The sequence below is a fragment of the Microcoleus sp. FACHB-672 genome, assembly GCF_014695725.1.
Classification (GTDB): Bacteria; Cyanobacteriota; Cyanobacteriia; order Cyanobacteriales; family Oscillatoriaceae; genus FACHB-68.
Genome location: NZ_JACJOU010000015.1, coordinates 498,726 through 510,544, shown reverse-complemented (window position 1 = coordinate 510,544; position 11,819 = coordinate 498,726). Strand labels below are relative to the sequence as shown.

Genomic DNA, 11,819 nt, shown 5'->3' with positions numbered 1-11,819 from the left:
CCGCCGTTGTAAAGCCATTCATCTAAGCTGGCTGCTTCCCAAATCGGGTAGAAGTGCAGGCCGATGGCGTTAGAGGAGGGCACGACTGCGCCGGAGATGATGTTGTTGCCGTATAGCAGTGAGCCGGCAACGGGTTCGCGGATGCCATCGATGTCCACGGGAGGGGCAGCGATGAAGGCGATGATGAAGCAGGTGGTTGCGGTTAGGAGGGTGGGGATCATCAGGACGCCGAACCAGCCGACATAAAGCCGGTTTTCGGTTGATGTGACCCACTCGCAGAACCGTTCCCAAACGTTGGCGCTTTCGCGGCGTTGAAGGGTTGTGGTCATTGATTTATGATTGCTATTGATTTTTCGAGGTACTTATGATGGGCAGGTGTTTGCCTGCTTGAATATCATATTACTCAGTTTTCTTTACATTTAGCAACATCCTGCTGATAATTTTTGTTTATCAAACAGTTCATGTAAACTGATTGCCTATCATTGATGCCGGCTAGTCCCCTGTAGCCGCTTGAGGGTGAGTAGCTGAATTGCCGGCAGCGCATGAAACGTTGATTGTATATAGATTGCCGTAGAATTTCTGGAGGCCGGCTCATAATAATGAAGGTTGAGGATTCTTAACAGTGACCCTCAACCGCATCTTCTTGATAAAAATAGCGCTTCATTCTTTTAGAAAACTGCCGCTTCAACAGCATCTCACCAATTCTCTTCTTCTGGATCAGTCGATTGACTCCAGATTTTTACATCCAATTGATTAAGGTAGATGAGAGCGCGTTGAATTTGCTTGTTCGTTCCCCGCAGTTCTAAATCAAACCAACCATCATTTGGAGCATTTGCCGCGAGTAGTGCTGCATTAACATTCACATTCAAGCTGTACTCAGAAATCAAGTGAGAAATCACCGGCTCGTGATAATATTTTTGAGAAACTCGAATGCGAATACGAATTTGAGTGGGTCGATTATCTCCAACCCCATTAACCAACTCGGCTGTTGATTGTGCCGGCTGCATCAGAGTAAATTGCGAATCGTCTTTAATTTCAGCAATCATCTAATTTTACCTTTTTACTCACCAACTATCGCCATCGGGATTAGGTTTTCCCCAAATCTTTACGTTGAGATCCTGAAGATATGCCAGAGCGTCTTGAATTTGTTGAGGAAGCCCGTGTAATTCTAAATCAAACCACCCTTCCTCATAGCTATGCGCTCCTAGCATCGCTCCAGTAATGTTCACTGTCAAGCCGTGTTCTGAAGTTAGCCTAGAAATCACCGGCTCTTTCATGCACCTTTTGGGAATTTGGATTTTAATTCGCGTCATGATGGGACTACTGCGACTTAATTGTTTACCAATCATTTGCATTGTCAGACTCATGCCAAACTTCGAGATCTAAATCATTCAAGTAGATTAAAGCACTGTTAATCTGCTGACTTGTTCCTTGAAGTTGTAAGTGAAACCAGCCATCATCTCTGGCGTTTGCTCCCAAAAGAGCAGCAGCAATATTGACCGTTAAGCCATACTCAGAAACTAACCGTGAAATGACAGGTTCTTGATGATATTTTTTAGAAATCCGAATTCTAATCCGGGTAAGAAGGATCGGATTATCTTCAGGATCGCTAGCTTCTGCTAGTTCCGGGTTTTCCTGTAACTCATTTAAACGCTCGCTATGGGAATCTGTGGGATTTTTAATAACCATGTAGCCCTCCTAATCCACGTTTTTAATGCGAGTTTTTTGTTCAAGAAGTTCCTTCAAGATAAGGGTGACAACGGCTAGAAACGCCAACAAAACCGCCGCTGAATAAGCAGCTTGTGTCTGGTATTGCTTGTAAGCTTCTTCAACAAATAAAGGCAGGGTTTGAGTTTTACGGGCAATATTTCCAGATACCACTGATACTGCGCCAAACTCGCCCATAACTCTGGCATTTGTTAAAATCACCCCGTAGAGTAAACCCCAACGGATATTTGGCAGTGTCACACGCCAAAATATTTGCCAATCATTTGCACCCAAAGTTTTGGCAGCTTCTTCTTGCTCTGAACCGGCTTCTTCTAAAACCGGAATGACTTCACGAGCTACAAAAGGTAAAGTGATAAATGCACTCGCCAGTACCATTGCCGGCATCGCAAAAATAATTTTTATGTTGGCTGATTCTAGAAGTGGGCCAAACCAACCATTCCGTCCGTAAAGTAGCACAATCATCAGTCCAGCGACTACAGGAGATACGGCAAAAGGGACGTCTAAAATGCTAATCAGTAAGGTTCGTCCCCGAAAGTGGTTCCGCGCAATGACCCACGCCGCACAAAGTCCAAACACTGTATTAATCGGCACAACAATTAAAGCGATTAAAACAGTTAGCTTGATGGCATGAATAAAAGCTGGTTCTGTTAGGTTCTTTAAAAATGGCCCCATACCAGCTTTAAACGCTTCCACAAAAACATTCAAAGATGGAATGAACATAACTAATGATAAGTAGACAATTGTCACGCTTATCAAAACTATCTTGACCCAGTTCACTTCATTTGCCGGTTTTGCGGGTGCCGATGGCTCAGAAGGTTGTAAATCTGGATAAAAAGACTTTCCCGCGACATTATAGTTCATACCGTCGTCCCCAAGCTTGTAATAGATTAATCGCCAGCAGAATTCCTAGAGAAATGAGTAACAGAACGGTGCCAATCACAGTTGCTCCAGAATAGTCATATTGTTCCAATCTTTGGATAATCAGAACTGAAGCAATTAAATCTTTAAACGGAACATTAGAAGCAACAATTACAACTGACCCATATTCGCCAACTGCACGGGAAAAACCTAATGAGATACCCGTCAAAATAGCCGGCAATAAAGGTGGCAGAACAACGCGCCAAAATGTTTGCCATCGAGAGGCACCCAATGACCACGCTGCTTCTTCTATTTCCTTCTCCATATCCTGCAATACCGGCTGCAAGGTTCGCACCACGAAAGGCAAGGAAATAAAAATCATTGCAACTCCCACCCCTAACCGAGTAAAAGCGACTTTAATCCCGAAGGGTGCTAGCAATGATCCAATCCAGCCGTTATTGCTGTAAACAGATGCGAGTGTCAAACCGGCAACGGAAGTAGGTAAAGCAAACGGCAAATCAATGGCCGCATCAATTACCCGCTTGAATGGGAAATCATACCGCACTAAAACCCAAGCAATTAAAGTGCCAAAAACTCCATTAATTAATGCTGCAATGAGCGAGGTAACAAAGGTGACATCATAAGTTGCAAGCGCAACAGGACTGGTGGCAATTCTCCAAAAATCAGCAGGATTTTCAGTGCTTGCTTTTAAGATCAGCGCGGACACGGGTAGCAGTAGCATTATCGTCAGGTAGCCCAAAGTAATGCGCCAAGGCCAAGACAGCTTGCTAATCTGATTCAGAGGATTTTTCTTAATAGGAGTAGGAGAGGAGGGAGTAGAGACAGTCATAAGCTGCTAGGCATTTAATTTCTTGTTGAGATTGAGAAAGAGTTGTAGGGGCGCAAGAGCGTGTACGCCCTATTTAACGGAGAGGGTGGCTCCTATTTTTGTCAATTTGTAGTGCGGGCATCTTGGGTGCTGGCTATTATCTCAGGAACCAAGATGCTGCCGCTACTCATATTTTTCCTAATGTGGGATGCAGTGAGAAATGGGCGATTTTTAGCTGCTCAACTACCATAATAAATAGATGCGCTTTAGCCTATCGCCCAGACGAGTTACAGTGTTCAAGCTTAAACTTGAATTAAGAAATTTTCAATTCTCAATCAAGGTTAATTGACTATTTCTTAGTGTCAGCCTGAACTTTGTCAAAAACTGCCCCATCATCAAAAAATTGTTTCTGGATAGTATCCCAGCCCCCTAAATCTTGCGCTGTAAAGAGGGTTTTGAGCTTTGTAAACTTATTAGCCGTTTCTTCGCCGACTGTGGCGTCAACAGGTCGGAATCCTAATTTAGCAAATTCTCGTTGGGCTTCTGGTGTGTAAAGAAACTGCACAAATGCTTCGGCAACTTCTCTAGTTCCGTGCTTATCAACGTTTTTGTCTACAACGGCAATCGGATTATCAATGGAAATGTTGACTTCGGGGATCACATAAGGCAACTTTTCGCCATTTAAACCCGCGAGAATCACTTCATTTTCGTAGTTGATTAAGACATCTCCCTGGCCTTGTTTGAAAAATACATCGCTTGCCTCACGGGCATCTTTAGGCAGCACCGGCACATTTTTAAAAACATTGGTAGTAAATTCCAGGGCTTTGGCTTCATCACCCCCAGTTTTGGTGATTGCACCCCACAAAGCCAAGAAATTCCATCTTGCTCCACCAGAGGTTTTAGGGTTGGCAGTAATAACGCTAACGCCTTCTTTTGTTAAGTCTGCCCAATCTTTGACGCCTTTGGGATTGCCTTCGCGAGTCACCAAAGCTGCAACAGATTTACTGACAATTGCACCGTTGGGCGCTTCATTTTCCCAACCCGGTTCAATCAAACCGGCTTTCTCAACTTTCTCTGTGTCTAGAGCAAGTGCCAAGTGTAGAACATCTGCTTCCAAACCATCAATCACAGCGCGGGTTTGGGAACCTGAGCCACCATAACTTTGGTTGAAGGTGACGGTTTGGTTATGTTCTTGCTTCCACTTTTCTATAAATTTGGGAATGATTTGCTCGTGAGCTGCACGGGTAACAGCAAAGGAAACGAGGGTAAGTTCAACATCTTTGGCAGCTGAGCTGGAACCGTTAGCCGAACCGGCATTGGAATTGCCCGCATTCCCGCCACCGCCGCCGGTATTCCCTCCGCCGGTGCAGGCAGCGATCGTCAAACTTAACGTTACCCCCATCAAGAAGAGGGACACCCAGCGTGTTAAAGAATCGCGTTGCCAGAGATGTTTCAAGGAGAGCCTAATCATAATCTACGGTTATTCGGTCGGGATACCGTTGTTTGTTTTTTCACATATTACACGGGAATCAATGAAAACGCAATTTTTTTCCTTGAAGCCGGTAACTCCCTTGGAGGCTGGGGTTAGGGCACCAACGGCAGGTTTACAATCCTTCACCGGCATTCAAAATTAAATGAGGGGTTTCACCCTTATTGACAGATAATGTATCTTGTGAAACTAAGACTTTTGCGGAAGGAACTTCTGTGATTGGCACAAGTGAGGGGAAAAGGACTGTGAAAACAAGATTCCTAGTAACCAGCGCACTGCTGCTTGCACTCTGCTCAGGCTGTTGGGCGCAGCCGGCACACATGAAGCGGTTGCTGAAAAATAAACAATGCCAGGGTTGCAGCCTAGCCGGTGCCAACCTCCAAGGGACGAGCCTAGGGGGAGCAAACATAAGGCGATCCGATCTTAGCCGTGCCGATCTCAGCAATGCCAATTTATTTTCTGCGGATCTCAGTGGTGCTGATTTGAGGAGTGCTAACCTGCGAGGAGCTGACTTGCGAGGAGCTGACTTGCGAGGTGCCAACTTGAGAGGTGCCTATTTAAAAGGGGCTGATTTGAGTGGCTCAGATTTAAAAGAAGCTGATTTTAAAGGAGCCGATTTAAGTGCTTCTGATTTATCTAATGCTAATTTATTAAATGCTCATTTAAGCGGTGCCAATCTTAAAGGTGCGAACTTAGTAAATGCTCAACTGGAGGGTGTGATTGGATTGGTCATAGAGACGCCGGCAGCCAAATAAACTAACTCCAAATAACTGTTCATCAGAACGCAAAATTTGCAAAGCTTGCCGGACTGTTGATTGCTCATTCCCTCCCTTCAACACCGGCACCAACAAAATCCGGGAAGGAAGCAGTTGTTGAAAAGCGATTTTAGCAGCGTGCCGGTGCCCGACTAATTAATCGCTTGCTGCCGAGAGCTGCTGCTTTTGCCATGAAAAATTGAATTTTTTTGATTGAGCAAATCTGATGCTGCCGGCATCCTCACACCCTCACCGCTACTTATGCCGGCACGCCAATCAAATCCCCATTACCCTCAACCACTTCCCCAATAACATAAGCAGAAGCAAACCGGCGAATTGTCTCCTCAGCTTGGGCTGCCGGCACTAATAGCACAAACCCAATTCCCATATTAAAAGTGTTATACATATCCGGCAAACTCACATCACCGGCATCTGCTAACCACTGAAAAACTGCCGGCACTTCCCAGCGGCTCACATCGATCTGAATCGATTGTCCCGCGCCCAAACAACGCGGCAAATTCTCTGGCAACCCGCCTCCTGTAATGTGAGCCATGCCGTGAATTTCTACACCACCTCGTAGCGCATCTAAAACCTCTTTCACATATATCTGTGTTGGTGTCAATAGCACATCCCCTAGATTGCCATTTAACCCCTCTGGGCAGTCATCCCAGCTAAAGCCACCATCGCTGACAATCTTCCGCACCAAACTAAACCCATTGCTGTGAGCCCCGGAACTCGGCAATCCTATCGCTAGATCCCCGACTCGCACCTGAGATCCATTTAGCAGTCGGCTTTTCTCGGCAATTCCCACACAAAAACCGGCTAAATCGTACTCACCAGGCTGGTAAAATCCCGGCATCTCCGCCGTTTCTCCCCCCAGCAGCGCACACCCTGCCTGCCGGCACCCTTCTGCAATTCCAGCCACCACTTGAGTTAACTGCTCTTGATTCAGCTTCCCCGTTGCCAAATAGTCCAAAAAGAACAGCGGTTCCGCACCAGATGTCAGTACATCATTGACACACATTGCGACTAAATCAATGCCAACCGTATCGTGCCGATTGAGGGTGTGAGCGAGCTTCAGCTTTGTCCCCACCCCATCTGTCCCCGACACCAAAACCGGCTCTTGATAACCAGCCGGCATCTGAAAACAACCACTAAAACCGCCCAAACCGCCTAAAACCTCCGGACGGTGCGTGCTCTTCACCAAACTGCGAATTCGCCCCACAAAAGCCCGACCGGCCTCAACATCTACACCCGCTTCCCGATAATCCATGCCTGAAAATCCCACAACAGCACTGATTGCAGGAAGTATTGTACTTGCCAATCGAGCGAGTTGATCCTGCTAGATTCCACAAGAGTGCCGGCAACAGCCAGCCGCAGAAGCCGATTTCTCGACGGCAAAGGGCAACACATCGCTCACATAAAGTTTATGTAAAATTTTGATAAAGTTTTAATAAAGTTTTGGGAAACCTAAAAAAGGCGAAAAACCTATATTTTAAAAGGTTCTTGGCTTTTTTTTAGCAACTTCAAAATTTAAATTTTACATAAAGTTACGGAACTTCTAAGTAAGTTCACGATCCGCAATTCAAAACCTTCATGGTAATCTGTTGCAGTTTCAAACTTTCAGCACGAACACAGAATGAGTATGAGTTATCCAGTCAATTCCCCACATAATGGCGGCACATTGACAGCTCAAATCTCAATTTGCAATTGCTCCTCACAAGTGGACGTATGAATCAAAGACTTTGGACTAGCCTGACGACAGCCTTGCTCATGACTGCCATCTGGCCAATGGCATATACTCGTGCGGCGCAAACTCAGACAGCTAACAAAGGCACCCAAGCAAATTACGCGCCGGCGCAGAAACGCACCCAACAAAACGCCGGCACTTCCCCTCAAGTCAATCAAGTCGCTCAGTATCAGCCTCAAGCAAACACAAAAGCCGGCACTGCCGCCATTGCCAAAATTTACCCTCATGAAGTGGCAGGGCGACAAGCCGCAACCCTTTATGTCCGCAACATTCCGATTTTGACATTCCTCAGTCCGAGTGCCGGCTCAAATAGCGCCTCCCCAGCCGGCAAAAGTGGAAGCAAAATGGGCGAGTCCAGCCCAAGCAAAACCACAGCGGTTCGCCCAGCCAATTCCGCTCAAAATAGCACTCAGCCTGGATCTGCAATTGTTGCAACCGGCAAGCAATCCGAAACTAACCGCAATCTAACAACAGCAGCCGGTCAGAGCCAGCAGAACGATCCAATTTTCCGGGCAAATGCCGTAGCAGCCAAGCTCAATCAGCTGAGTCGAAATAGCTTAGATGCCGGCAGCATCACCGTCACGCCGGATGAAGGCGATACCTACCTGATCAAAGTCAGCGGTAAAGATTTAGTCGCTATCGACGCAGTTACCATGCTCGCCAACACCACTGGCAACCGGGCAGAAGACGCACTGCAAGCCACAAATCGTCTGCGGCGACAAATGGGCAATGCAACCCCACTCGCCGAGATTCCCGGAATGCCCCGCCGCGTTGCCGTTGCTAAGCCCAAAGCTCCAGAAATTTCTACCAGGCCAATTTTATACCGGCTGACTGGTTGGGCCTCCTGGTACGGCCCTGGTTTTGATGGCAACACGAGCGCCAGTGGTGAAATATTTAACCAAAACGATTTAACCGCCGCCCATCGCGACTTACCCTTTGGCACCCGCGTGAAAGTGACCAATCTCGACAACGGTACATCTGTGATCGTCCGGATTAATGATCGCGGGCCATTCATCGAAGACCGGATTATCGACTTGTCTGCCGGTGCTGCTGAAGTCCTGGGGATAACGCACTCAGGAGTCGCCCCAGTCAGTTTAGAGGTGTTGGGATCTCAAAACACCGCCGCAGTCCAATAGGAACCAGAAAGAAGGGAGATGACTGAAGTGGCAAGGAGCAAGGCTGCGGCAAACTAAAGGAACAAGCTGAAGAATTAAGAATAGAAAGTTGAAAATTTTCTTAATTCTTGATGCTCTCCCAATTTCAGCACCCTCCCTCTAGCCAATCAATCGGGATTATCTAATCAACCTGCTAATTTGCTATCGAACACCCCCCGCCGTTAACCCCTCTATTTATGCCTGCGGCAGGCTACGCCATCATCTGTGGTTAAAAAAAAGACTTTTGCAACAAGTCTCATTAGTCCCTCGTTAAAAAAGACTTTTCCAAGAACTCTCGTGAGTCCCCACTCTCTGAGAATATACTGACGGTGAAGAGAGTTAAGCAAATACTTGGGGGATTTGGTGCGCCTGTTTACTACGGTCGCTGCATTGCGCTGCTACTTAGGTCTACACCGGCCTGAACAACATCTGGGCCAGGAAGTAGGCTTTGTCCCAACAATGGGAGCGCTGCATCAAGGCCATTTAAGTTTGATCCAGCGGGCCAGACAAGAAAATGAAATCGTTATCGTCAGTATTTTTGTCAATCCGCTGCAATTTGGCCCAACGGAAGATTTCCAAAAGTATCCTCGCACTCTAGAACAAGACCGGCAGTTATGCGAAGCAGCCGGTGTTGATGTGCTTTTTGCTCCCACGGTTGAGGAAATCGGAGTCAGAGGGCGAGAGAGCGGCAGATCTGGGGATTTAGCGCAAAATTTACCCTCTCACCTCCTTACTGAGGTCATTCCCCCAGCATCCATGACCTCGGTAATGTGCGGTCGCTCTCGAATTGGCCATTTCCAGGGAGTCACAACAATTGTCACCAAGCTTTTGAACTTGGTACAGCCGAATCGCGCTTATTTTGGCCAGAAAGACGCTCAGCAGGTCGCCATTATTAAACGGCTAGTGGCAGATTTAAACTTGCCGGTGGAGATTGTGCCCTGTCCGATTGTACGGGAGACATCCGGACTGGCAATGAGTTCTCGGAATAAGTACCTGAACTCAGAGGACAAAGAGCAAGCAACTGTGTTGTATCGCAGTTTACAAAAAGCCGAAAAAGCTTTTATTGCAGGGGAACGCACCGGCACTGTTATGATGGCATCTGTTAAAGCGGAGTTGGCAAAAGTGCCAAGCGTCCAGCTGGAATATGTTGAACTTGTCGATCCCACTACTTTGATGCCTTTAGATAAAGTTGAAGAGGTCGGGCTATTAGCCGTTGCTGCCCGCCTCGGTTCTACCCGCTTAATTGATAATATTGTCCTGCGTGATCGGCAGCCAATTGTCGCCATTGATGGGCCTGCCGGTGCCGGCAAATCTACTGTCGCAAGCCTTGTCGCCCAAGCTTTAGGGCTGCTGTATCTCGATACGGGCGCGATGTATCGCGCAGTAACGTGGCTCGTTTTGCAAGCCGGTATCCCGATTAACGACGAACCGGCTGTGGCAGAGTTGGTTGCCGACAGCGAAATTAGTTTTGCCGGTTTAGCAACTAACGACTGGCAAGCATCAAGAGAAACAGATGCTTCCCAATCTTCAATGCCCAACGCCCAAATTCTCATTAACGGTGAAGATGTAACTGGGTTCATTCGGAGTTTAGAGGTAACGGCTAATGTTTCAGCCATCTCTGCACAGCCGGCAGTGCGTCAGTTACTCGTTAAACAACAGCAGAATTTTGGCAACAAGGGCGGCTTAGTTGCAGAAGGGCGCGACATCGGCACTCAAGTTTTCCCAGATGCTGAACTCAAGATTTTTTTGACGGCATCCGTTCAAGAACGGGCACGACGCCGGCATCAAGATATTGAACAGCAGGGCGACAATATCATTAGTTTGCAGCAGTTGGAACACGACATCTCTGAACGTGATCGAAAAGACACTAACCGAGCAGTTTCACCCCTTCGCAAAGCAGCCGATGCCATTGAAATTCAAACAGATGGTCTTAGCATTGCTGAAGTTGTCGAGCGCATTGTTCGGTGTTATTACAATCGATTACCGGCATCTGTCTAAACAATTGCTTTTTTAAGTTCTATTTAATGCCAGGGAAAAATGAGCGGCAGGTATTGGGCGTAAAAAAATGGATGCCTGACTTAAAACCTTTCCGCTCTCCCTGCTTTAATAACAACGCTCATTAAACCCATTAATTCTAATCGGCTTATAAACAAAATAATTGCGGGAGAAATTACATGGCAAACCTTGCTTCCTTGGTTGGTCAGCAAAAAATATTTTTCATCATAGGGGCAGCCTTTGGGAGTTTTATGCTGGGTGTGATTATGCCGGCTTCCCCACCTTATACTGAAGAATTTAAGCTGCCGGCTCCTCAACTAACCAGTGTAGGGAAGAAAGAGAAGCAGGATTTACTTAATATAAAAACGGCTGTTAATCAGCGAATTGAAGGCTTCACCACCAAGGCTGCACAAATACAGGAACAATACAAAAAACGCTTCAATTTTTCAGTGCCGGCTCGATTTCAAGGCGCAATCACTTATGAAATAAAACTGAGCGGGAAAGAAAAAGTTGTTGCCCTGACGTTTGATGATGGGCCTTGGCCAGATACCTTACCGATTTTAAATATTCTTAAGCAGAATAAGATTAAAGCAACTTTCTTTTGGATAGGCCGGCATCTGCAAACTTATCCAGAAATTGGCAAAAAAGTTGTTGCGGAGGGTCATGCCGTTGGCAACCACACCTGGAATCACCAATATCATCAAGTGGATCACTTCACTGCCACCAGAGAAATTGAAGACACCGGCTCACTCATTTACAAAATTACAGGTGTTAAAACCGCAATGTTTCGCCCACCGGGAGGCATTTTAAATAATGGCTTAGCTGCTTACGCCCAAGCGCAAAAGATGGTAGTTGCTATGTGGTCTACGGATACTAAGGAGTCCTATTCTCCCAGCCCAGAGGAAATCATTAACACTGTACTTAGTAACGCGCAGTCAGGTGCTGTTGTGTTGATGCACGATGGCGGAGGCAATCACTCAAACACCCTAAAAGCTTTACCTCAAATCATTGCTGGGCTAAAGAAGCGGGGATATAAGTTTGTAACATTACCTGAACTGCTAGAAATGCAAGATAAGGAACTCGTAGCACAAGCAAAATCTGCCAATTTACCCACCGAGAAGCCGTAAAAATTGGGCTATGCCGGCAGCCGATGCAGCAGTCAAGTGTGGAATCCCCTACTTTAGTGCCTGGTTAACCGCCTATGCACAATCTTGAATCTTGTTAAAACTTTCGTTACATTTATTTACATAACTTAATGAAT

General features: G+C 46.5%; 12 protein-coding genes and 1 pseudogene. 4 read left to right on the top strand and 9 right to left on the bottom strand.

Translation table 11 applies throughout. From position 1 onward, the window contains the following. The 7 genes and pseudogenes from H6F56_RS11920 to H6F56_RS11890 all read right to left on the bottom strand — a co-directional run. Window positions 1–329: pseudogene (locus H6F56_RS11920) on the bottom strand (photosystem II q(b) protein); the annotation flags it as partial. A 366-nt stretch (window positions 330–695) separates the two neighbouring features. Next, the gene (locus H6F56_RS11915) at window positions 696–1,046 is read right to left on the bottom strand and encodes an NIL domain-containing protein (protein WP_190668141.1); all 351 of its coding nucleotides are present in this window, start codon (window positions 1,044–1,046) and stop codon (window positions 696–698) included. 18 nt (window positions 1,047–1,064) lie between these two features. After that, the gene (locus H6F56_RS11910) at window positions 1,065–1,367 is read right to left on the bottom strand and encodes an NIL domain-containing protein (protein WP_242031957.1); all 303 of its coding nucleotides are present in this window, start codon (window positions 1,365–1,367) and stop codon (window positions 1,065–1,067) included. Continuing rightward, a complete protein-coding gene (locus H6F56_RS11905; RefSeq protein WP_190668137.1) occupies window positions 1,339–1,689 on the bottom strand; it encodes an NIL domain-containing protein in 351 nt (116 codons plus the stop codon). Before H6F56_RS11905 ends, H6F56_RS11910 begins: the two co-directional genes overlap by 29 nt. A gap of 9 nt (window positions 1,690–1,698) precedes the next feature. Beyond that, window positions 1,699–2,589: a sulfate ABC transporter permease subunit CysW gene (gene cysW, locus H6F56_RS11900; protein WP_190668135.1), complete on the bottom strand. Its 891-nt coding sequence runs from the start codon at window positions 2,587–2,589 to the stop codon at window positions 1,699–1,701. Beyond that, on the bottom strand, window positions 2,579–3,436 hold the full coding sequence (gene cysT, locus H6F56_RS11895; protein ID WP_190668132.1) for a sulfate ABC transporter permease subunit CysT: 858 nt from the start codon (window positions 3,434–3,436) through the stop codon (window positions 2,579–2,581). Before cysT ends, cysW begins: the two co-directional genes overlap by 11 nt. A gap of 328 nt (window positions 3,437–3,764) precedes the next feature. Then, window positions 3,765–4,886, bottom strand: coding sequence for a sulfate ABC transporter substrate-binding protein (locus tag H6F56_RS11890; protein WP_190668129.1), 1,122 nt, complete (start codon window positions 4,884–4,886; stop codon window positions 3,765–3,767). A 263-nt stretch (window positions 4,887–5,149) separates the two neighbouring features. Between H6F56_RS11890 and H6F56_RS11885 the strand changes: the two genes are divergently transcribed. Further along, window positions 5,150–5,659 (top strand): pentapeptide repeat-containing protein, encoded by a 510-nt coding sequence (locus H6F56_RS11885; RefSeq protein ID WP_309236500.1) that lies wholly within the window; start codon window positions 5,150–5,152, stop codon window positions 5,657–5,659. A gap of 259 nt (window positions 5,660–5,918) precedes the next feature. Here H6F56_RS11885 and purM read toward each other — a convergent pair whose 3' ends face one another. Beyond that, complete coding sequence (gene purM / locus H6F56_RS11880) at window positions 5,919–6,932, bottom strand: phosphoribosylformylglycinamidine cyclo-ligase (protein ID WP_190668127.1); 1,014 nt, start codon at window positions 6,930–6,932, stop codon at window positions 5,919–5,921. Next, window positions 6,908–7,072, bottom strand: a complete 165-nt coding sequence (locus tag H6F56_RS11875; RefSeq protein WP_190668124.1) for a hypothetical protein — start codon at window positions 7,070–7,072, stop codon at window positions 6,908–6,910. Before H6F56_RS11875 ends, purM begins: the two co-directional genes overlap by 25 nt. Before the next feature lie 318 nt (window positions 7,073–7,390). On the opposite strand from H6F56_RS11875, the gene H6F56_RS11870 reads away from it, so the two are divergent. From H6F56_RS11870 to H6F56_RS11860, 3 genes are all read left to right on the top strand, one after another. Next, the gene (locus tag H6F56_RS11870; RefSeq protein WP_190668119.1) at window positions 7,391–8,545 is read left to right on the top strand and encodes a septal ring lytic transglycosylase RlpA family protein; all 1,155 of its coding nucleotides are present in this window, start codon (window positions 7,391–7,393) and stop codon (window positions 8,543–8,545) included. A gap of 381 nt (window positions 8,546–8,926) precedes the next feature. After that, window positions 8,927–10,561: a bifunctional pantoate--beta-alanine ligase/(d)CMP kinase gene (locus H6F56_RS11865; protein ID WP_190668116.1), complete on the top strand. Its 1,635-nt coding sequence runs from the start codon at window positions 8,927–8,929 to the stop codon at window positions 10,559–10,561. A 176-nt stretch (window positions 10,562–10,737) separates the two neighbouring features. Next, entirely contained in the window at window positions 10,738–11,685 is a 948-nt protein-coding gene (locus H6F56_RS11860; protein WP_190668113.1) for a polysaccharide deacetylase family protein, read from the top strand. Window positions 11,686–11,819: the final 134 nt, after the last annotated feature.